The sequence below is a fragment of the Streptomyces sp. NPDC003697 genome (assembly GCF_053587115.1).
The window spans coordinates 40681-61633 of record NZ_JBSFNN010000010.1 but is presented as its reverse complement, the minus strand read 5'-3'; the positions used below and the strand labels follow the sequence as shown (position 1 = coordinate 61633).

Annotated in this window: 15 protein-coding genes and 1 riboswitch; of the genes, 2 read left to right on the top strand and 13 right to left on the bottom strand. The window is 74.3% G+C overall.

What is annotated here, in order from left to right; translation table 11 throughout:
- Positions 1-8: 8 nt before the first annotated feature.
- The 8 genes from ACWDNY_RS06485 to ACWDNY_RS06450 all read right to left on the bottom strand — a co-directional run bounded on the left by ACWDNY_RS06485 (position 9) and on the right by ACWDNY_RS06450 (position 11020).
- Complete coding sequence (locus ACWDNY_RS06485) at positions 9-2636, bottom strand: hypothetical protein (protein WP_451644589.1); 2628 nt, start codon at positions 2634-2636, stop codon at positions 9-11.
- A 27-nt stretch (positions 2637-2663) separates the two neighbouring features.
- Entirely contained in the window at positions 2664-4238 is a 1575-nt protein-coding gene (locus ACWDNY_RS06480) for an Hsp70 family protein (RefSeq protein ID WP_451644588.1), read from the bottom strand.
- A gap of 109 nt (positions 4239-4347) precedes the next feature.
- A complete protein-coding gene (locus tag ACWDNY_RS06475) occupies positions 4348-4842 on the bottom strand; it encodes a nucleotide exchange factor GrpE (RefSeq protein ID WP_451644587.1) in 495 nt (164 codons plus the stop codon).
- Positions 4843-4981: 139 nt separating this feature from the next.
- Entirely contained in the window at positions 4982-5377 is a 396-nt protein-coding gene (locus ACWDNY_RS06470; RefSeq protein ID WP_451644586.1) for a hypothetical protein, read from the bottom strand.
- Positions 5378-5458: 81 nt separating this feature from the next.
- Positions 5459-6109, bottom strand: coding sequence for a thymidine kinase (locus tag ACWDNY_RS06465; protein ID WP_451644585.1), 651 nt, complete (start codon positions 6107-6109; stop codon positions 5459-5461).
- A 69-nt stretch (positions 6110-6178) separates the two neighbouring features.
- Positions 6179-7369, bottom strand: a complete 1191-nt coding sequence (locus tag ACWDNY_RS06460; protein ID WP_451644584.1) for an alkaline phosphatase family protein — start codon at positions 7367-7369, stop codon at positions 6179-6181.
- Positions 7369-7965: a DUF5998 family protein gene (locus tag ACWDNY_RS06455; RefSeq protein WP_451644583.1), complete on the bottom strand. Its 597-nt coding sequence runs from the start codon at positions 7963-7965 to the stop codon at positions 7369-7371. Before ACWDNY_RS06455 ends, ACWDNY_RS06460 begins: the two co-directional genes overlap by 1 nt.
- Positions 7966-8017: 52 nt before the next feature.
- A complete protein-coding gene (locus ACWDNY_RS06450) occupies positions 8018-11020 on the bottom strand; it encodes a bifunctional acetate--CoA ligase family protein/GNAT family N-acetyltransferase (RefSeq protein WP_451644582.1) in 3003 nt (1000 codons plus the stop codon).
- 180 nt (positions 11021-11200) lie between these two features.
- On the opposite strand from ACWDNY_RS06450, the gene ACWDNY_RS06445 reads away from it, so the two are divergent.
- A complete protein-coding gene (locus tag ACWDNY_RS06445) occupies positions 11201-11482 on the top strand; it encodes an HPr family phosphocarrier protein (RefSeq protein WP_451644581.1) in 282 nt (93 codons plus the stop codon).
- Positions 11483-11794: 312 nt separating this feature from the next.
- On the opposite strand, the gene ACWDNY_RS06440 is transcribed toward ACWDNY_RS06445, so the two are convergent.
- The 4 genes from ACWDNY_RS06440 to ACWDNY_RS06425 form a co-directional block, all read right to left on the bottom strand.
- A complete protein-coding gene (locus tag ACWDNY_RS06440) occupies positions 11795-12490 on the bottom strand; it encodes a GntR family transcriptional regulator (protein WP_451644580.1) in 696 nt (231 codons plus the stop codon).
- 223 nt (positions 12491-12713) lie between these two features.
- Complete coding sequence (locus tag ACWDNY_RS06435; RefSeq protein ID WP_451644579.1) at positions 12714-13472, bottom strand: M23 family metallopeptidase; 759 nt, start codon at positions 13470-13472, stop codon at positions 12714-12716.
- Positions 13473-13484: 12 nt separating this feature from the next.
- Positions 13485-13646, bottom strand: a riboswitch (cyclic di-AMP (ydaO/yuaA leader).
- Between the two features lie 224 nt (positions 13647-13870).
- Positions 13871-15259 carry a M16 family metallopeptidase gene (locus ACWDNY_RS06430; protein ID WP_451644578.1) on the bottom strand — a complete coding sequence of 463 codons (1389 nt, stop codon included), beginning with the start codon at positions 15257-15259 and terminating at the stop codon, positions 13871-13873.
- Entirely contained in the window at positions 15256-16635 is a 1380-nt protein-coding gene (locus tag ACWDNY_RS06425) for a M16 family metallopeptidase (RefSeq protein ID WP_451644577.1), read from the bottom strand. The genes ACWDNY_RS06430 and ACWDNY_RS06425 overlap by 4 nt, the downstream gene beginning before the upstream one ends.
- 292 nt (positions 16636-16927) lie before the next feature.
- Here ACWDNY_RS06425 and ACWDNY_RS06420 point away from each other — a divergent pair, with 292 nt between their 5' ends.
- On the top strand, positions 16928-19384 hold the full coding sequence (locus ACWDNY_RS06420) for a DNA gyrase/topoisomerase IV subunit A (protein ID WP_451644576.1): 2457 nt from the start codon (positions 16928-16930) through the stop codon (positions 19382-19384).
- A 164-nt stretch (positions 19385-19548) separates the two neighbouring features.
- Here ACWDNY_RS06420 and ACWDNY_RS06415 read toward each other — a convergent pair whose 3' ends face one another.
- Positions 19549-20715 (bottom strand): CobW family GTP-binding protein, encoded by a 1167-nt coding sequence (locus ACWDNY_RS06415; RefSeq protein ID WP_451644652.1) that lies wholly within the window; start codon positions 20713-20715, stop codon positions 19549-19551.
- Positions 20716-20953 lie beyond the last annotated feature (238 nt).

Below are 20953 nucleotides of genomic sequence, written 5' to 3'. Positions count from 1 at the left end.
ACTTCCCCTCAGGTGACTTCGAGCGTGCGCTGCGGCGGGTCGCGCAGCACGAGCGCCTCGCCGACGGCGAAGCAGCGCAGCGGGCCGCCCGGGCCGCGGGCCAGGCGCGCCGACAGCCGCACGTCCCGCCCGGGGCCGAGCGTCACGTCGACGGCTTCCGCGAGGACGTCCCCGTCGGCGGGCTCCAGCGGCCGGACGGAGCCGTGCGAGCGCACCAGCAGCAGCCGCTCGGCCCGTACGGTGGTGCGGGCCGTGAACACGGCGGTGACCGTGCGGCGCCCGGGCAGGCCGTGCCGCTCCAGCCGGTAGTCGACGTCGGTGCGCGGCGCCAGCACCGCCGTGCTGGGCGGGCCGTAGGCGGTCAGCTCGCCGAGCACGGCTAGCGGCCGCACCTCGACCTCCACCCCTGTGCCGTCCGGGACCGGCAGCCGTACGCCCGCCTCGTGCCGGTACGCGGCGCGGGTGACGACGCGCCGCGCGTCGGCCCCGCCGCCGGGAACCCGCCAGGTGACCTCGACCTCGCCGCCGCTGTCGGGCGGCCAGTCGAAGACGACGGTCACGCCGGTGCCGCCGTACCGGGTCAGGGTGAGGGTGCCGAGCGCCGGCACGGCGGCCGCGGCGTGCGCTCCCACGACGGCGCGGTCCCCGGCGACCGTGACCGCGAGCACCAGGGTGGGCCGGTCCGGCGGCGCGAACCGCAGCCCCAGCGGGTCGGGTCGCGCCGCGATCGGACGTCCCGGGAGCTCCCTCGTGGGCAGCCGGGTGCCGGCCGGCCACGGGGGCACGTCGTCGAAGCCGTACAGACGGACCTCGCCGCCGGGCGGCGGGTCGAAGCGCGCCAGCAGGTGGCCGCCGGAGTGGCGGACGTCCAGCCCGGTGACCGGCTCGGGCGGCGCGAGCGGCGTCGCGGTGCGCCGCACGCCGTCCGTGCGCACGGGCAGTCCGTCGTCGGCGCGGTGGACGACGCGGATGCGGTAGCGGTACGTCGCGCCGTTGACGAGTCCGCCGTCCGTGAAGCCGTCGCGGCGGGCGGCGACCCGCACCGGGTCGCCCTGCGGTGCGGTGCGGGTGACCTCGACGGCCTGGGCGCGCTCCGGGCAGGTCCAGCGGGCGGTGACCTGACGGTCGCCGGGGTGCAGGCGGACGTCGGCGACCTCGGGCCAGTGCACGACGGGCCCGCACACCACGAGCGGCGAGGGCGCGCCGCCGGGGTCGGCGGCCCGGCGGACGGCGACCGCGTAGTACAGCGGGACGCACGCCGGCGGCGATCCGTCGGTGTACGAGGTGGCACGCGGCGACGCCGTCGGCAGCACCGTGCCGTCGGTGACGTCGCGCGGCGGGCGCCGCTCGGTGCGCAGCAGCACGTACTCGGGCTCGCCCGCCATGGACGGCGAGGGCCGCCACAGGACGGTGACGCCGGCGCCGTCCGGGGCCGCGGTGAGGCCGGACACCGGGCACACCGCGAGGCCGCGGCGCACGGCGTCGATCTCCGGCAGGTCGCGGACCGCCGCCTCCGCCTGCTCCAGCAGGTCCCAGGCCCGGTCCGCCTCGGCCGGCGGCAGCCGGCGTGCCCGGTCCACCGTGCCGCGCGCCTCGGCGAGCTTCCCGCGCACGTGCCCGGCCAGTGCGCGCGCCTCCTGGGTGAGCGAGTCCGGCGGCAGACGGTCCGCCACGGCCGCCGCCTCGGCGAGCCGCCCGGCCGCGGCCAGGCGGCGCAGCCGCTCCGACACCGGGTCGCCGGCCGTCTCGTGCAGCACGGCGAACACCAGTCGCCGCGCGTCGTCCTCGGCGACGGACAGCTCGCCCACCGCGTGGGCGAGGAGCGTGGCCGGGGTCGCGCGGGCGGCGTGCCGCGCCCGCAGCGGCATCGCCAGTTCGTGGAGCAGGACCCGGGACAGACCCTCGGGGCCCTGCTCGGCCAGCACCGCGCGGACGGCGGAGACCACGGCCTGGGCCGCCGTGTGCGCGGCGCCGTGCGGCAGCCGGCCCCAGCGGCGCGCCGCCGCCTCGACGGCGGGCCGGTCGGCCGGTGGCGCGCCGAAGACGTGCACGGGTCGCCCGGTGCGTCCGCCGGGCGTGCCCGTCGCCAGGAAGTCGCCGAGGTGCCGCAGTCCCAGCACCTCGAGGTGCCGGGCGCAGCGCGCGTACGCGGGGTGCGGCACCGACCACGGCAGCGGGTCGGGCTCGGCGATGCGCAGCCGGAGGCCGGGCAGCAGGTCCCGCACCCCGGCCTCGGGGACCCGGTGGGCGGCGGCGATCTCCGCGACCGTGCCCTCGGTGAGCACGCCGAGCCCGCCGGCGGCCTCCTCCAGGGCCGCCCGCAGCCGGGCCCGTTCGGACTCGGCCTGCCGGCCGTGCGCTTCGAGCGCGGCCCGCAGCGGCCCGGGGTCCCCGGCGGCGGCCGCGTCCAGCAGCGGCCGGTGGACGAGGTACCCGGCCTCCAACTGCTCGATGACCGCGCGGTACTTGAGCCGGTTCCGGTTGCGGCGCCAGCAGGCGCGGACCGCGGCGACCGACTCGGCGACCGCGGGCCCGTCGAGACGCCGGGGCAACTGGTAGCGCGTGCGCAGGTCCTCGGTCACCGGCATCCCGGCGTCGAGCACCTCGCGCCGGTAGCGCACCTCGTCGAAGGCCACGGCCCCGTTCCCCCGTCCTGCCGGCGGTCAGCCGATCCGCTGGCGGCTCATCGCGACCCGCGCCTCGTCGACCGCTTCCTGGGACAGGCCTCCGATCTGCACGGAGATCTCGATCTGCTCGCCGCTCTCCCGCTCGGTGGCGACGACGGTCAGGAGCCCGGAGGCGTCCAGTGTGAAGACGCACTGGAAGGGCCAGCGCGCCGGCTTGCCCGGCGGGATCCGCAGCGTGCCCTGCGCGACGGCGGTGTTGTGCTCCACCTCCTCCGACTCCACCGCGCCCGACTGCTCCATCACCTGGATCCGGACCTGGCGCTGGTTGTCACGCAGGGTGTGCAAGTCGTCGGTCACCGACGCGGGCAGGGTGTCGTTGGCGTGCACGAGGTGGGTGACGTACTCCCGGCCGGTGTCGATGTCCGTGACCCGGATGCCGTAGCCGCGCGAGGCGACGGTGGAGATCTCGTACGGGCGGTGGGTGAGGCCGGTCTCCGGCACGTCCGGTGCCTGGCCGGCGGGCAGTTCACCGCTGGAGACGATGTACGCGGCCCGGTCCAGGGCGTAGAGCGCGGCGCCGCGGGCCACCGCCAGGTCGGGATTGTGCAGCCTCGGTTCAAAACCGAACTGGGCGCGCAGGGCGGCGGCCACGGCGGGCATCTTGGTGGCGCCGCCGACGAGCAGGACGTCCTGGAAGGACGACACGCCCCGCTCCGCGGCCAGTTCCACGGTGCGACGGGTGATGTCGACGGTGCGGTCGAGCAGGTCGCGGGTCAGTTCCTCGACCAGGTCCCGGGTCAGCTCCACCGGTTCGACCCTGCCCTGGTGCATGACGCGCACGGTGTAGCGCTCGCGGAACGACAGCGCCTTCTTCGCCTCCTCGGCGTCCTTGCGCAGCTGCGTCTCGGACTGGGGGTCGGACAGCGGGTCGCCGACGTCCGGGAAGCGCTCGCGGAACCGCTCCACCAGATGCATGACCACGCGGTCGTCGAAGTCGCTGCCGCCCAGTTCCTTCGCGCCGTCCGTGCACAGCACGGTCAGCTCGCGCCCGCGCAGGGTGAGCACGGTGGTGTCGAAGGTGCCGCCGCCCAGGTCGTAGACGAGGACGGCCCGGTCCCCGTGGTCCTCCTCCCCCTCCAGGGCCCCGTAGTCGAGCGCGGCCGCGATCGGCTCGGCGACCACGTCGAGGACGCGCAGCCCGGCGATCTCGCCGGCCTTGCGGGTGGCGTCCCGCTCGGCCAGCCCGAAGTAGGCGGGCACGCTGATCACCACGTCGCGCACCTCGCCGCCGCCGGCGGCCTTCGCGTCGTCGACGAGTTTGCGCAGTATGCGGGCGGAGATCTCCTCGGGGGTGTACGTGCGGCCGTGGAACTCGCGCGGCACCGTGTCGCCCATGTCCCGTTTGACGAGCTGCACGACGCGCTCGGGGTCGAGGACGGCGGCGTCCTTGGCGCTCTGCCCCACGACGACGCTGTCGGCGCTCTCGAAGTAGACGACGGACGGCGTGGTGTCCGTCCCTTCGAGGTTGCGCAGCACGGTCGGTCTGCCGACGTCGTCGATCCGCGCGACGCACGAGTAGGTGGTGCCCAGATCAATGCCGTACACGGCCATACGGTCTCCCGCCCCGGGACGGCCGTGCCGTCCGTTGTCCCGTCAGTTGTCCTTGCCGGCCCGGCCCGCAGTCGGTCGCGCCCGCCGGGCGCGCCGCGGCCGGGAACGCTCACAGGGCATCCGGCTCCCACCTCGACACCACGACGTCGGCCTTGCGCACGACCCGCTCCCCCTGCAGGAACCCGGCCGCCACGACCCGCGCCACCGTTCCGTCCTCCTCGGGCCCCGCGGCGGCCGCACGGCCCACCGGACGCTGCACCGCCCTGTCGAACGCCTCGCCCGGCCGGGGCACGTAGCGCTCCACGCCGGTCCTGGCCACGGTGTCCGCCGCCTCGTCGGCCAGCGCGGTCAGCAGGGCGCGCAGCTCGCCGGCGTCGAGCGGGCCGGTGACGTGTTCGGCCTGGCGCAGGATCTGGTCGTGGAGCCGGATAACGGAGTGGCGCACGAGGTCGAGCGCCGCTTCGACCTCGCCCCGGCGCAGCCGCTCCACCTCGTCGTGCAGCCTGGTGACGATCTCCTCACGGCGCTCGGCGAGCTGTTGCTGGCGAGCGAGCGCCGCGGTGAACTCGCCTGCGAGAGCGCAGGATTCGGCCCGTTCCGACACGTCGCTCACAGTAGACCAAAAGGCCACGGCCTGTCAGCGGGAGGATGTCCGCCGCCCGTCCGTCCGGCGGGAACGGCCGCGCCGCCCGGCGCCCGCCCGGTCCCGCGGGGCCACCACCGCCCCGTCGTGCGGCACCTCGTCAACCGCCGAGGTTGATGGACCCGTGGACGTCCCGCGCCTGCACGACGGTGCCCTGCGTGCCGCCGGAGACCACGTTGCTCACGTCGCCCTTGCCGCCGCGCGTGCCCTCCAGCGCCTCGGCCTCCCGCCGCCAGGCCGCGAGCGCCTCGGCGAACGCGGGGTCCTGCCGGGCGCGCACGGCCAGTGCCTCGGCCAGCTCCGCGGCACGGTCCGCCCGGTCGGCACCCTCGGTCAGGGCCGTCAACTCGCTCCCGCCGTACGGCTGCGCGTTCGGCGGCCGCCGTCTGACCAGGTTCACCAGGGACGTCCAGATCTGCTCCCCCGCCGCGCCGGCGGTGCCGCCGGCGAGAGCCATGAGCAGTTCAGGTGCGATCGGGACCACTGCATCCTCCACCGTCTCCCACACGGACCGTGGGTCGAGCGTAGAGCACGCCGGAGCCCGGCGAGGCCCGAAGCCGAGGGCGGGATCCCGCCGTCAGGCGGAGGCGACCGGCAGGACGTCGGGGGACAGCGCGCCCGCGCGGGACGAGGCGGCGGTCATGCGGCGGCGGTGGTGCCGCCGGCACAGCACCTCGTAGCCGATCTCGTCCGGCGACCGGCTGACGTCGCCGACGACCACCTGGGCGCCCTCGACCACCATGACGCCGCCGACCGTGCGGGCGTTGTGCGTGGCCCGGGCACCGCACCAGCACAGGGCCTCGACCTGGAGCACCTCGACCCGGTCGGCGAGTTCGACCAGGCGCTGGGAGCCGGGGAAGAGCTTGGAGCGGAAGTCGGTCGTGATGCCGAAGGCGTAGACGTCGACCTCCAGGTCGTCGACCACGCGCGCGAGCTGGTCTATCTGCTCCGGGGTGAGGAACTGCGCCTCGTCGGCGATCACGTAGTCGGCCCGCCCGCCCTGCGAGAGGTGGTCGACGATGTAGGCGTACAGGTCCGCCCCGTCCTCGACCTCCACCGCGTCCGTGACCAGGCCGAGACGGGAGGAGAGCTTGCCGTGGCCCGCGCGGTCGTCCCGGGTGAAGATCATGCCCACCAGCCCGCGCGCCGAGCGGTTGTGCTCGATCTGGAGAGCCAGTGTCGACTTCCCGCAGTCCATGGTTCCGGAGAAGAACACCAGCTCGGGCATGGGGGAGAGGAAACCTTTCGGCGAGTTCGGGGGCGGGCACGGTCGTGGACGCCGCACGGGCGGCGGCGGTCAGGAGCGTACTTCGAGCAGGGGGACGAGTTGCTCGGCGGGGGTCATCGAGCCGTGGTTGCCCACCATCGAGGACTCCTTGGGCTCCCGTTCGGAGGCGATGATCAGCACGTCGTCGCGTGCCGCCGCGACCACGTCGCCGAGCCGCCCGTACACCCGGTCGTCGATCCGCGGCCCGAACCAGCCCGCCGCGATCGCCTCGTCGCGCGACGCCACCCAGAACTGCTCGCCGAGCACCTCGCGCCAGCAGGTCAGCACGTCGTTCTCGGCGCCGCGATGGGCGTACACGTGCCGGGCCCGTCCCTCGCCGCCCAGCAGGGCGACCCCGGCGCGCAGCTCCCAGTCCGCGTCGAAGTCGATGCGGTGCTCCTCGTCGAAGGGGACGTCGAGCATGCCGTGGTCGGCGGTGACGTAGAGGGCGCTGCGCGGCGGCAGCTGCTCGGCCAGGCGCTGCACGAGCCGGTCGACGTGCATGAGCTGACCGCGCCAGGTGTCGGAGTCGACGCCGTAGCGGTGGCCGGCGCCGTCGAGCTCGGAGTAGTACGTGTACACCAGGGCCCGGTCGCCGGCGGCGAGCTCCTCGGCGGCGACGTCCATACGGTCCTCGCCGGTCAGCCGCCCGCGGAACGTTCCTCCGCTGAGCGCGACCCGGGTCAGCGGGGTGTTCTGGAAGGTCGGGGACGACACCTGGGCGGCGTGCACCCCGGCCGCCTCGGCCATCTGGAACACCGTCGGGTACGGCTGCCAGGCGTGCGGGTCGGTCCACGGCTGCCAGCGGAGCTGGTTCATCAGCTCGCCGGTCGCGGGGTCGCGCACGGTGTAGCCGGGCAGGCCGTGCCTGCCCGGGGGCAGGCCGGTGCCGACGGAGGCGAGGGAGACCGCGGTGGTCGCCGGGTAACCAGCGGTGATCGGGCGGCCGGTGCCGCCGCGCGAGCTGCCCAGCAGCGACGTCAGGAAGGGGGCGTCCTCCGGGTGCGCCCTGAGCTGCTCCCAGCCGAGACCGTCGACCAGAAAGACGCAGTTGCGGTCGGCGGGCGTCAGCTCGCCGATGGCCGCGGACATCCCCGGCACGCCCATGCCGGCGGCCAGCGTGGGCAGCAGGTCGGCGAGCGAGCCGGAGCCGTACTCGGGGACGGGAGCCGTCCCGACGGCGAGGGGTTCCGGGTGCTCCCAGGCGGTGGTCTGCGTCATCAGCGGGTCAGGTCCGCGGTCGCCTCCGAGACGGCCTGGGCGAAGGCGAGCGCCTGGCGCACCGTCTCGGGGCCGTCCCCCGCCTCGCTGACGCGCAGGCTGAGGTCGTCCGCCGTGGAGTTGCCCGTGTAGCCGTGGTCCGCCTCGCAGTTGGGGTCGCCGCAGGCGGCGGGCTCCAGGTCGATGCGGGAGACGGCGCCCCAGCCGATGGTCAGCACGACCTCGCGGGGCAGGGTGCCCGGCTTGTACTGCTCCGGGTTGGCCACGACACGGCTGACCACGACCGACGAGATCCGGCCGAGCTTCACCGACTCGGTGGAGGTCGTCGCATACGGCGTCGGGGAGGTGCTGTCGGCGGCCTGCTCGTCGGTGTGGCTCACGATGAAGCGGTTGCCGGTCAGGACGAGCACGGTCACGTGCCGCCGCACCTCGTTCTGGTCGAACGTCGTCTCCTGGTGGACCAGGTACGACTGGACGGGCTCGCCGCCCACGGCGGCCTCGACCGCCTCGGCCACGAGAGCCGGGTAGTAGCCGCTGCGTTCGATCGCCGCCCGCAGCCCCTGGGTCGTCGTACTGGTCTTGGCCATGCCGTCCATCCTACGGGGGCGCGCCGACTGCGAGGCACCGCCGCCGCCGGGGCGGGGTCACTCAGTACACCGGGAGCGTCCGCGGGCCGAGGTCGTCACGGGCGGGCGGCGGCGCGAGGCGCACGCTCGCACCGAGGACGCTCAGCCCGCGCGGGGCGACGACGACCGGCTCCAGGGTGACGGCGACGACCTCCGGGTGGTCGTCGACGAGCCGTGACACCCGCAGCAGCAGCTCCTGCAGGGCGGGCGTGTCGACCGGCGCCGAGCCGCGCCAGCCGAACAGCAGGGGCGCCGTGCGGATGGAACGGATCATCGACGTCGCCTCGCGGTCGGTGACCGGAATCAGGCGGTGCGCCGTGTCACCGAGCAGCTGCGAGGCGGCCCCGGCGAGCCCGAAGGACAGCACCGCGCCGGCCGCCGGGTCGATGACCGCCCGTACGACGGTGTCGACGCCGCGCGGCGCCATGGCCTGCACCACGGGGCGCAGCTCGTGCGGGTGCCCGAACAGGTCGGTCAGCTCGGCGTAGGCGCGGCGCAGCTGCTCCTCACCGACGAGGTCCAGGCGCACGCCGCCGAGGTCGGCGCGGTGCCGCAGGTGCGGGGCGGTGGCCTTGAGGGCGACGGGGTAGCCGAGGGTGCGGGCGGCCTCGACGGCCGCGTCCGGGGAGGGTGCGGGGATGGCCTCGCGCAGGGGGATGCCGTAGCGCCCGAGGAGTCCTCGGGTCTCCTCCGTCCCCAGGGTGAGGCCCTGTCCGCGGGCGAGCAGCCGGTGGATGAGCCCGGCGGCGCCCTTCTCGTCGATGTCGTCGTACTCGGGCACCTTGCCGGGGTCGGCGGCCTCCCGCCGCCACTGGGCGTAGCGCACGGCCTCGGCGAGGGCCCGCACGGCACGCTCGGCGGCCGGGTAGGCGGGGATGAGCCGCACGCCGGCGCCGGGGGCGGGGGCGCCTGGGGCGGGGGTTCCCGGGGCGACGGGACCGCCGGGCGCCTCGGGACCGCCGGGGGCCCCGGTCGGCGACTGGGCGCCGGCCGGGGCCGGGCCGGAGCCCGGCCCCGGGGCCGTGTCGGTGTCGGGTATGCGCTGGGTGGTCACACGGACCGCCGGCCCCGAACCGGCCCGCGGATCCGCACCCGCTTGAGGTCCCGCGCCGGCCTGCGGACCCGTGCTGGCCGCCGCCGACAGCGCTTCCGCCAGGCCGCCGAGTTCGACATGCACGACGAGCACCGGCTTGCCGGGAACCGCCTCCGCGGCCGAGCGCAGCGCCTCGGCCAGAGCCGCGTCCTCGGCGGCCTTCTCCCCCACCGCCGGGATCGCCGTGACGACCACCGCGTCGCTGGTGTCGTCGGCGAGCGCGCTCGAGAGCGCCTCGCGGAAGTCGTCCGCCGAGGCCGCCGTCGTCAGATCCACCGGTGGCCGGGGCCGCAGCCCCTCGGCGAGGCAGCGGTCGTAGGTGAGCACCCCGAGCGACTCGGAGTTGCCGAGGATCGCCACCCGGGGCCCGGTGGGCAGCGGCTGCCGGGCGAGCAGCAGACCGGTGTCGACCAGCTCGGTGATCGTGTCCACGCGGATCACCCCGGCCTGCCGGAGCAGCGCGGACACCGTCGCGTGGGGCAGCCGCGTCGCCGGCACGGCGTGCCCCTGGGGGGCGGAGCCTGCGCCCTGCACCACCACCAGCGGCTTGGCGGCCGCGGTCCGCCGGGCCAGGCGGGTGAACTTGCGCGGGTTGCCGATGGACTCCAGGTACATCAGGGCGACGTCGGTGTCGGGGTCGTCGTACCAGTACTGGAGGACGTCGTTGCCGGAGACGTCCGCCCGGTTGCCGGACGACACGAACGTCGACACGCCGGTGACGCCGGTGACCCCTCCCCCGCGCCGCTGCAGCCGGGACAGCAGCGCGATGCCGATGGCCCCGGACTGGGCGAACATCCCGATGCGTCCGGGCCGGGGCATCTCGGGGGCGAGGGAGGCGTTGAGCCGGACGTCCGGCGAAGTGTTGACGATGCCGAAGGCGTTGGGCCCGACGATGCGCATGCCGTACGCGCGCGCGTGCCGTACGAGGGCCCGCTGGCGCTCGCGGCCCTCGGGGCCGCTCTCCGCGTATCCGGCGGAGATGACGACGAGTCCCTGCACGCCGTGTTCGCCGCACTCGGTGACGACCTCCAGGACGCGCTCGGCGGGCACGGCGACGACCGCGACGTCGACCGGTGAGGGGATGTCGCGCACCGAGCGGTGGGCGGGCACCCCGTCGATCTCGTGCCGGTCCTCGGGGAAGGCGCGGTTCACGGCGTGCAGCCGGCCGGTGAACCCGGCGTCGCGGATGTGGTCCAGGATGCTGCGGCCCACGCCTCCGGGTGTGCGGCCGACGCCGACGACGGCGACCGAGCCGGGCGCGAGCAGCCGCCGTACCGACCTGGCCTCGGCCCGCTGTTCGCGTGCGCGCTGCACCGCCACGGAGCGGTCCGTCGGCTCGATGCCGAACTCCAGGTGGACGACGCCGTCCTCGAAACTGCGCTTCTGGGTGTAGCCGGCGTCCGTGAACACCTTGATCATCTTGCTGTTGGCGGGCAGCACCTCGGCGGTGAAGCGGCGGATGCCGCGCTCGCGGGCGACGGCCGCGACGTGCTCCAGCAGGGCGGAGGCGACCCCGCGGCCCTGGTGCGCGTCCTGCACGAGGAAGGCGACCTCGGCCTCGTCGGACACGGCGGGCGCGGGGTCTTCGCCGGCGGGGGCGGTCGAGGGGCGGGACGAGGCGGGCCTGCCGTCGGCGCCGATGCGGTCGTAGCGGACGGTGGCGATGAACTCGCCGCCGACCGTGGCCGCGAGGCCCACCCGGTCCACGAAGTCGTGGTGCGTGAAGCGGTGGACGTCCTTGGCGGACAGGCGCGGGTAGGGCGCGAAGAAGCGGTAGTACTTCGACTCGTCCGAGACCTGCTCGTAGAAGCTGACCAGGCGGTCGGCGTCGTCGACGGTGATGGGGCGGATGCGCGCGGTGCCGCCGTCGCGCAGCACCACGTCGGCCTCCCAGTGGGCGGGGTAGGCGTGCCGGTCCGGCGAGGTCTGCATGAGCCCCAGCGTAAGGCTCGCATCGGACGGCGCGGCGAGGCAGTCTTCTGGGGAAGGCGGACGCCGGCCGGGGCCGCGTACGGCGCCGCCCGTGGGCGGGCACCGGCCGCTCACGGCCCACGCCCCCGCATGTGGGAAACTGGTCTAGACAACCCTGGACCACCTGAAGGGCAGCATCACATGGCTGAGCGCCGCGTCAACATCGGCTGGGCCGAGGGCCTCCACGCCCGCCCCGCCTCCATCTTCGTCAGGGCCGCCACGGCCACGGGCGTCCCCGTGACGATCGCCAAGGCCGACGGCACGCCTGTCAACGCGGCCTCCATGCTGGCCGTGCTCAGCCTCGGCGCCGAGGGCGGCGAGGAGATCGTCCTCGCATCCGACGCCGAGGGCGCGGACGCCGCGCTCGACCGGCTGGCCAAGCTGGTGACCGAGGGCCTCGAGGAACTCCCCGAGACCGTCTGACCGCACCGGCCCGTTCCAGCGGTGAGGCCGCCTCGCCCCGTCCACGGGCGGCGCGGCCACGTCGTTCCGCGGCGCGGTGCGGTAGGGGAAGCGGCGTATTTCCCCGGGGATTCCGTGTAGAGGTCAGGCGTCCCACGTCGGACGCCGGGATCTCTTCGCCGGACACCCCTCATCGGGTATCGGAATTCTTCGCCGGTCATTCCGTACGGCACGCCGCGGCGAATACGCGGACAGGCAAGAAAAGGGCCTGGAATGCCGTCCCACCGAATTCGCCTTCCCCCGTTTCTCCGCTCCCTGTATACGCCCCTCGTGTTAATCACGGGGGCCCGGTATGTAGACGGGGCGTTGCGAAGTGCTCTCGGGGACGGCGCCGTCAGGCAGCGCGGGGACGCGCAGCCGGTGCGCGGCGGCCGCGCGCTCGGCGTGCAGGGCGGTGAGCGCCCGGGCCCGCTCCGCATCGCCGCGGGCGATGGCGTCCACGATGGCGCCGTGCTGCGCCCAGGACTCCACCGGATCGGCCGGCGCCCGCACCGTGTACATCCAGGCGGTCTTGTACCGCAGCTGGGTCAGCGCCGACGTCAGCGCGGGACTGCCGCAGGCCCGGGCGAGCGTCTCGTGGAACCAGCCGCCCAGCGGGCGCAGCTCCTCCCGGCTGCCCCGGCCTGCCCGTTCCTGCCCGAGTCCGACCAGGCCGTGCAGCACCTTCAGGTGAGCCCGTGTGCGCCGCTGCGCCGCCCGCGCTGCGCACAGCGGCTCCAGCAGCGCGCGCATCTCCAGCAGGTCCGCCGCCTCCCGCTCGGTCGGCTTGGCGACGCACGCACCCGCGTGCCGCCGGGTCACCACGAACCCCTCCGCCTCCAGCGTGCGCAGGGCCTCACGCACGGGGACCCGGGAGACGCCGTACCGGCGCGCCAGGACCTCCTCTGTGAGCCGGCCTCCGGGCCGGTGGACGCCGGCGACGATATCGTCCCGGATCGCGGTGCACACCGAGTGCGCCGGAATGCGCATGACGACCTCCGCCTCGATTCCCGTGAACGGTGACGCTGTACACGTTTTCCGTGACTCTATGGCAAGGGGCCGCAATGTCCGACGGCGCAGCGGAATCCATGCGTATTCTTTTGGACACGGGCGCGCCCGGGCGCCCGCGAGTCCGGGCGCCCATTGCCCAGGCGTTGGGAAAACGCCGAAAGCCCCGGCTGGGTGGCCGGGGCTTTCGCGAAGTCCGCGCGGGTCAGACGTCGAGGCCGTGCTTGCGCAGGTAGGCCACGGGGTCGACGTCGGAGCCGTACTCCGGGCTGGTGCGGGCCTCGAAGTGCAGATGCGGTCCCGTGACGTTGCCGGTCGCGCCGGAGACGCCGATCTGCTGGCCGGGGGTGACCCGCTGGCCCACCGAGACACCGATCGACGACAGGTGGCCGTACTGGGTGTACATGCCGTCGGCCATCCTGATCACGACCTGGTTGCCGTACGCGCCGCCCCAGCCGGTCTCGACGACGGTGCCGGCGCCGGCCGCGTGCACCGTGGTGCCGCTCGCGGCGTGGAAGTCGATGCCGGTGTGCGAACCGGACGACCACAGGGTGCCGCCGGTCTTGTAGCCGGTGGAGACGTACGAGCCGGAGATCGGCAGGACGAACATGTTCAGGCGCCGACGCTCGGCCTCCCGGGCGGCCCGCTCCTTCGCCTCGCGTTCCTTCTTCGCCACTTCGGCGGCCTGCCGGCGGGCGGCCTCCTCGGCCGCCTTCTCCTCGGCCGCCTGGTGCTGGGCGGCGGCCTGGGCGTCGATCTGCGCGGCGACGGAGTCGCCGATGGTGACCACAGGGGTGAGGCCCGTGTCCTCGGGGCTGGGGGTCTGAGCCGCCATCGCCGGAGCGGCGGCGAGACCGCCGAGGACGCCGGTGGTGGTGAGGGCCGCGACACCGGCCGCGCGGGCGGTGGTGCGGTGTACCCGGCTCGGCCGGCGGTGCTTGCCGGTGGCACGGCTGAACGCCATGGACAGGCTGGTCCTTTCCTTCCCTCTCGCCTACCGGGTTAGCTGACGGGTTCGGAGCAGGAAGGTCTCCTACGGGCCCCCTCGCACGAGGCGCGGGCGTCCGATTCACCCCAGGGACGGTGGGTCCCCGGCTCCCCTGGCTCGCGCCGTACGGGGACTCGGCGATGACTGTCCGGTGCCGCGGGCGCGGCGCACTGCCTGACGGACAGCCGGCATGACGCTAATCGGGCCCGGATTCAATTCCCAAACGGAAGCAAGGTTTTGTAGCGCACGCCACAGGGCAGACAGGCAGTCTCTCCCTCAATTCGGACAACAGGGAGCCCTGGTGACACTCCGGTCACCAGGGCTCCCGCATGCGTGCCGCTCCCCCGGCCGGCCGGGGGCCGGGGGACGGGCCGCTACTCGGCCGTCACCACCTCGACCCGGCCGATGCCGAGGTCCTCGACGGGCGCCTTGATCTGCGCCGCGTCACCGACCAGGACCGTCACCAGGCGGTCCACCGGGAAGGCGTTGACGACGGCCGCGGTGGCCTCCACCGTGCCCGTGGCCGTGAGCTGCCGGTACAGCGCCGCCTGGTAGTCGTCGGGCAGGTGCTGCTCGACCTGGTCGGCGAGCGTGCTCGCCACGGCGGCCGCGGTCTCGTACTTCAACGGCGCCACCCCGACCAGGTTCTGCACGGCGGTGTCGCGCTCGGCGTCGGTGAGGCCCTCGGCGGCGAGCCTGCGCAGCACGGTGAACAGGTCGTCCAGGGCCGGGCCGGTGTTCGGCGTGTCCACGCTGCCGCTGATCGCGAGCATCGCCGCGCCGGAGCCGTCGGGGGCCGAACGCAGCACCTGGCCGAACGCCCGCACGCCGTAGGTGTAGCCCTTCTCCTCGCGCAGGACGCGGTCCAGGCGGGAGGTGAGGGTGCCGCCGAGGCAGTACGTGCCCAGCACCTGGGCGGGCCAGACACGGTCGTGCCGGTCCGGGCCGATCCGGCCGATGAGCAGCTGGGTCTGGACCGCGCCGGGCCGGTCCACGATCACCACGCGGCCGGTGTCGTCGGCGGTGACCGGCGGCACCGCACGCGGCTTGGCCGGGGAGCCGGTCCAGGCGCCCAGGGTCTCGCCGAGCAGCGCGTCGAGGTCGACGCCGGTGAGGTCGCCGACGACCACGGCGGTGGCCGTGGCGGGGCGGACATGCCGGTCGTAGAAGGCGCGGACGGCCGCGGAGTCGATGCCGCGGACCGTCTCCTCGGTGCCCTGCCGGGGGCGCGACATGCGCGAGTCGGCCGGGAAGAGCTGCCGGGACAGCTCCTTCGCGGCGCGGCGGGAGGGGCTGGCCATCTCGTGCGGGATCTCGTCGAGCCGGTTGCGCACCAGCCGCTCTACCTCGCTGTCGGCGAACGCCGGGGCCCTGAGCGCGTCGGCGAGCAGGCCGAGCCCCTTGGCCAGGCGGGAGGCGGGGACCTCCAGGCTCAGGCGGACGCCGGGGTGGTCGGCGTGCGCGTCGAGGGTGGCGCCGGCCCGCTCCAGCTCGGCGGCGAACTCCTCGGCGGAGTGCTTGTCGGTGCCCTCGGAGAAGGCGCGCGCCATGATCGTCGCGACGCCGTCCAGACCGGCCGGCTCGGCGTCCAGCGGTGCGTCCAGCAGCACCTCGACGGCGACGACCTGCTGACCGGGGCGGTCGCAGCGCAGCACCGTCAGGCCGTTGTCGAGGGTGCCGCGCCCGGGTGCGGGGAAGGCCCACGGCTTCGCCTCGCCGGCCTCGGGCCGGGGGTGGAACTCCATCGTGGCGAGATCGGTCACTTCGCCGCCTCCTCGGTGTCGTCGGTGGCCGGGGCCTCGGCGGCGTCCGGGTTGTCGGTGGCGTCCCCCTGACCGGCGACGGGCTCGTAGACGAGCACCGCGCGGTTGTCCGCGCGCAGCCGGGCCTCTGCGACCTCCCGGACCTCCTCGGCCGTCACCTCCAGCACCCGGTGGACGGCGGTCAGGGCGAGCTGCGGGTCGCCGAACAGGACGGCGTAGCGGCACAGCTCGTCGGCGCGGCCCGCGACGGTGCCGAGCCGGTCCAGCCACTCGCGCTCCAATTGGGCCTGGGCGCGTTCCATCTCCTCGGCCGTGGGGCCCTCCGCGGCGAAGCGGGCGAGCTCCTCGTCGATGGCGGACTCGATGACGGGCACCTCGACGTCGCCGGAGGTCTTCACGTCCAGCCAGCCCAGGGAGGGCGCTCCGGCCAGCCGCAGCAGGCCGAAACCGGCCGCGACGGCCGTGCGGTCCCGGCGCACGAGCCGGTTGTACAGGCGGGAGGACTCGCCGCCGCCGAGGACGGTCAGCGCCAGGTCGGCCGCGTCGCACGCGCGCGTGCCGTCGTGCGGGAGCCGGTAGGCGGCCATCAGGGCCCGGGCCGGGACCTCCTCCTCGACCACCTCGCGCAGCTGCTCGCCGATGACCTCCGGCAGCGAGCCGTCCCGCGGCTGCGGCTTGCCGTCGTGGGAGGGGATGGAGCCGAAGTACTTCTCGATCCAGGCCAGCGTCTGCTGCGGGTCGATGTCGCCGACGACGGAGAGGACGGCGTTGTTGGGCGCGTAGTACGTGCGGAAGAACGCGCGCGCGTCCTCCAGCGTGGCCGCGTCCAGGTCGGCCATCGACCCGATGGGCGTGTGGTGGTAGGGGTGGCCCTCGGGGTAGGCGAGGGCGGTCAGCCGCTCGAACGCGGTGCCGTACGGGACGTTGTCGTAGCGCTGGCGGCGCTCGTTCTTGACGACGTCGCGCTGGTTCTCCATGGACTCCTCGTCGAGGGCGGCCAGCAGGGAGCCCATGCGGTCGGCCTCCAGCCAGAGCGCGAGTTCCAGCTGGTGGGCCGGCATGGTCTCGAAGTAGTTGGTGCGCTCGAAGCTGGTGGTGCCGTTGAGCGAGCCGCCGGCGCCCTGCACCAGCTCGAAGTGACCGTTGCCCTTGACCTGGGCGGAGCCCTGGAACATCAGGTGCTCGAAAAGGTGAGCCAGGCCGGTACGCCCCTTGACTTCGTGGCGCGAGCCGACGTCGTACCAGAGGCACACCGCGGCGACCGGGGCCAGGTGGTCCTCGGAGAGCACCACGCGCAGCCCGTTGGCCAGACGGTGCTCGGTCGCTGTCAGGCCGCCGGAGCCTGCCTCGGCTGTGGCCGTGTGACCCATGGGCATGTACGTCCCTTCGATCGCGGAGGCGGCTTGCGGAACCGCCGTCTTCCTGCCGTCCTGCCACTGTATGCAAGCGCGCGCACCCCTGGCGAAGTTCCACGGGGCCGTACGCCCGGAGCGGGAACGCCGGACGCTGCCGGCGCGGGCCCGGTCACCCCGCGCGAGCGCGCCGCCGAGCACCGGGGAGGCGGACCGGACGGCCCAGTGCCCGGGTCCTGGTACGCGCTGTCGGTGCCGCAGTCCACAATGGTCGGCGTCAGATCCCGTTCCACGCCTCAGCAAGGAGCCGGCAGCGATGGCCCGCCGCAGCACCAAGACCCCGCCGCCCGACGACCCGTACGAGGAGAAGATCCTCGACATCGACGTCGTCGACGAGATGCAGGGCTCCTTCCTCGAGTACGCGTACTCGGTCATCTACTCCCGCGCCCTGCCGGACGCCCGGGACGGTCTCAAGCCGGTCCACCGGCGCATCGTCTACCAGATGAACGAGATGGGGCTGCGCCCCGAGCGCGGCTACGTCAAGTGCGCGCGCGTCGTCGGCGAGGTCATGGGCAAGCTCCACCCGCACGGCGACGCGTCGATCTACGACGCCCTCGTGCGCATGGCCCAGCCGTTCTCGATGCGCGTGCCGCTGGTCGACGGCCACGGCAACTTCGGCTCGCTGGGCAACGACGACCCGCCCGCCGCCATGCGGTACACCGAGTGCCGGATGGCCGCGGCGGCGAGCCTGATGACGGAGTCCATCGACGAGGACACCGTCGACTTCGCACCCAACTACGACGGCCAGGAGCAGGAGCCGGCCGCCCTGCCCGCCGCCTTCCCGAACCTGCTGGTGAACGGCGCCTCGGGCATCGCCGTCGGCATGGCCACCAACATGCCGCCGCACAACCTGACCGAGGTCATCGCGGCCGCCCGCCACCTGATCCGCCACCCGAACGCGGACCTGGACGCGCTGATGAAGCACGTGCCGGGCCCCGACCTGCCGACCGGCGGACGGATCGTGGGCCTGCCCGGCATCCGCGACGCCTACGCGACGGGCCGCGGCACCTTCAAGATCCGGGCGACCGTCTCCGTGGAGACCGTGACCGCCCGCCGCAAGGGCCTGGTCGTCACGGAGCTGCCCTTCACGGTCGGCCCCGAGAAGGTGATCGCCAAGATCAAGGACCTGGTCGGCTCCAAGAAGATCCAGGGCATCGCGGACGTCAAGGACCTCACCGACCGCGAGCACGGCCTGCGCCTGGTCATCGAGATCAAGAACGGCTTCGTGCCCGAGGCGGTCCTGGAGCAGCTGTACAAGCTGACGCCGATGGAGGAGTCCTTCGGGATCAACAACGTCGCGCTGGTGGACGGCCAGCCCCTCACGCTGGGCCTGAAGGAGCTGCTGGAGGTCTACCTCGACCACCGCTTCGAGGTCGTGCGGCGCCGCAGCGAGTTCCGGCGCGGCAAGAGGCGCGACCGGCTGCACCTGGTCGAGGGCCTGCTCACGGCCCTGGTGGACATCGACGAGGTGATCCGGCTGATCCGCGGCAGCGAGAACTCCGCGCAGGCCAAGGAGCGCCTGATGCGGCGCTTCTCGCTGAGCGACGTCCAGACGCAGTACATCCTCGACACCCCGCTGCGCCGCCTGACCAAGTTCGACCGCATCGAGCTGGAGGCGGAGAAGGACCGGCTCACCGCGGAGATCGAGGAGCTGACCCGGATCCTGGAGTCGGACGCCGAGCTGCGCAAGCTGGTCTCCGCCGAACTGGCCACGGTCGCCAAGAAGTTCGGCACCCCCCGGCGCACGCTGCTGCTGGAGGCGACCGACGTCCCGGCCGCGACCGTGCCACTGCAGGTGGCGGACGATCCGTGCCGGGTCCTGCTGTCCTCGACCGGTCTGCTGGCCCGCACCGCGACCGGCGAGCCGGTCCCCGGGGACGCGGGCGGCAGGCGGCACAAGCACGACGTGATCGTCTCGGCCGTCCCGGCGACGGCCCGGGGCGAGGTGGGCGTGGTGACCTCCGCCGGCCGTCTGCTCCGCCTGAACGTGGTCGACCTGCCCCAGCTGCCGGAGACGGCGTCGGCGCCGAACCTCTCCGGAGGGGCGCCGCTCGCGGAGTTCGTCTCGCTGGAGGACGACGAGACGGTGGTCTGCCTGACGACGCTGGACGAGTCCTCGCCCGGCCTGGCGCTCGGCACGGAGCAGGGCGTGGTCAAGCGGGTCGTCCCGGACTACCCGTCCAACAAGGGCGAGTTGGAGGTCATCACCCTCAAGGACGGCGACCGCATCGTGGGCGGGATGGAGCTGCGCACCGGCGAGGAGGACCTGGTCTTCATCACGGACGACGCCCAGCTCCTGCGCTTCCAGGCCTCCCAGGTCCGCGCGCAGGGCCGCCCCGCGGGCGGTGTGGCGGGCATCAAGCTCGCCGAGGGCGCCAAGGTCATCTCGTTCACGGCCGTCGACCCGGCCGTGGACGCGCTCGTGCTCACGGTCGCCGGTTCGCGCGGCACGCTGGACGACTCGGTCCAGACGACGGCCAAGCTGACCCCGTTCGACCAGTATCCGCGCAAGGGCCGCGCCACCGGCGGTGTCCGCTGCCAGCGGTTCCTCAAGGGCGAGGACTGCCTGTCCCTGGCCTGGGCGGGTCCCGCGCCGGCCCGGGCCGCGCAGAAGAACGGCAACCCGGCCGAACTGCCGGAGCTCGACCCGCGCCGCGACGGCTCGGGCGTGTCGCTGGCGAAGACGGTGTGGGTGGTGGCGGGTCCGGTCTAGGCCGAGGCGTCGGCGGTGGCGGGTCCGGCCCAGGCCGTGACATCGGCGGTGGCGGGCCCGCTCTGGTCCGCGGGGGCTGTGCGGGTCGTGCGGCGCGTTCCGGCCGCACGACACGGTCGTACCGGCCGTACGGCCCGCGCCGGCCGTGCGGGCCGTCCCATCCGTCAGGCCGGAGATCCCGGGGTCCGCCCGGAGGGGTCCGCCTCCACCGGGTACCGCTCCTGGAGGTCCCGGTCCTCCGGGTGCCGCTCCCCGAGGTCCGGGCCCTGCGCATGCCGCTCCCGGGGGTTCTGCTCCTCCGGGTCCTGCACGTAGCGGAGGACGCCCCACATGCCGTGCTCGTCGGCGTGCGGGGCGTCGCTCCCGCACGCCTCGAGTTCCCTGCCGAGCGCGGCGGCGTCGATGCCGGAACCGATGAGCACGAGCTGGGTGAGCCGGGCTTCGCCGGCGGGCCAGGGCTCGGGGTAGAACCGCAGGAACCGTCCGACGGCGTGCACGGTGTAGCGGTTGCGCGGGTCGTGCGGACCGAAGTCGACGAACCCCTTGATCCGGTAGAGCCCGGCGGGACGGCTGTCGAGGAAGCGGATCAGCCGGCGCGGATCGAGGGGCAGGCCGGAGACGAAGGAGAGACTGTCGTAGCCGGTGTGCAGGTGCCCGGCGTGCCCGGACTCGTCGTCGCTCCCGTGCCCGTCGGCGTGCTCCCCGGTGCGGTGCAGGTCGTCGAAGGACAGCTGCCCGACGCGCTCCTCGCTCGGCCGGCAGTCGAAGAGGAACTCGGGATCGACACGGCCGTAGGAGGCGGGCACGACGGCGGCCCGGTCGACGAGCGTCCGCACCAGGCCGAGCACCCTGTCGCCGTCCGCGACGCGATCGAGCTTGTTGACGACGACGAGGTCGGCCAGCGCGAGGTGCCGGTCCAGCTCGGGGTGGCGGACGCGGGTGTCGTCGAACTCGGCGGCGTCCACGACCTCGACGAGGCCGCCGTAGACGACGCGGGGGTTCTCGCTGGCCAGGACCATGCGGACCAGCTCCCGGGGTTCCGCGAGCCCGCTGGCCTCGATCACGACGACGTCGATGCCGGCGGACGGCCGGGTGAGCCGGTCGAGGTAGAGGTCGAGTTCGCTGACGTCCACGGCGCAGCACAGGCATCCGTTGCCGAGGGAGACGGTGGAGTCGCCGAGCGCTCCCGCGACGGCCATGGCGTCGATCTCGACGGCGCCGAAGTCGTTGACGACGGCGCCGATGCGGCTGCCACCGCTGCGGTGCAGGAGGTGGTTGAGCAGCGTGGTCTTGCCGGCGCCGAGGAATCCGGCGAGAACGACGACGGGGATCTGCCGGGCGCCGGGGAGCGGGCCGGGGACGGAGGAGCGCGCGGCACCGCCCGCTTCAGGGGGCGCCTCCCACGAGCCGGCGTCCGCAGCGGGGGCGGGACTCGGGCTCGAACTCAGACTCGGGCTCGGGCTCGGGCTCGGCGAGCCCGGGTTCCTGTCGGCGTCGGGACTCGGGCTCGGTTGGCTCACCGTGCGACCTCTCTCACACCTACCCGCGCGCCGGCTCACGCCGCCGGTG

What these genes read in the sequence shown, in the direction of transcription:
- ACWDNY_RS06480 (WP_451644588.1), bottom strand. Translation starts at nt 4,238, where the DNA reads ATGGCCGTGTACGGCATTGATCTGGGCACCACCTACTCGTGCGTCGCG.
- ACWDNY_RS06465 (WP_451644585.1), bottom strand. Translation starts at nt 6,109, where the DNA reads ATGCCCGAGCTGGTGTTCTTCTCCGGAACCATGGACTGCGGGAAGTCG.
- ACWDNY_RS06460 (WP_451644584.1), bottom strand. Translation starts at nt 7,369, where the DNA reads ATGACGCAGACCACCGCCTGGGAGCACCCGGAACCCCTCGCCGTCGGG.
- ACWDNY_RS06425 (WP_451644577.1), bottom strand. Translation starts at nt 16,635, where the DNA reads ATGCCCATGGGTCACACGGCCACAGCCGAGGCAGGCTCCGGCGGCCTG.
- ACWDNY_RS06440 (WP_451644580.1), bottom strand. Translation starts at nt 12,490, where the DNA reads ATGCGCATTCCGGCGCACTCGGTGTGCACCGCGATCCGGGACGATATC.
- ACWDNY_RS06445 (WP_451644581.1), top strand. Translation starts at nt 11,201, where the DNA reads ATGGCTGAGCGCCGCGTCAACATCGGCTGGGCCGAGGGCCTCCACGCC.
- ACWDNY_RS06435 (WP_451644579.1), bottom strand. Translation starts at nt 13,472, where the DNA reads ATGGCGTTCAGCCGTGCCACCGGCAAGCACCGCCGGCCGAGCCGGGTA.
- ACWDNY_RS06450 (WP_451644582.1), bottom strand. Translation starts at nt 11,020, where the DNA reads ATGCAGACCTCGCCGGACCGGCACGCCTACCCCGCCCACTGGGAGGCC.
- ACWDNY_RS06420 (WP_451644576.1), top strand. Translation starts at nt 16,928, where the DNA reads ATGGCCCGCCGCAGCACCAAGACCCCGCCGCCCGACGACCCGTACGAG.
- ACWDNY_RS06455 (WP_451644583.1), bottom strand. Translation starts at nt 7,965, where the DNA reads ATGGACGGCATGGCCAAGACCAGTACGACGACCCAGGGGCTGCGGGCG.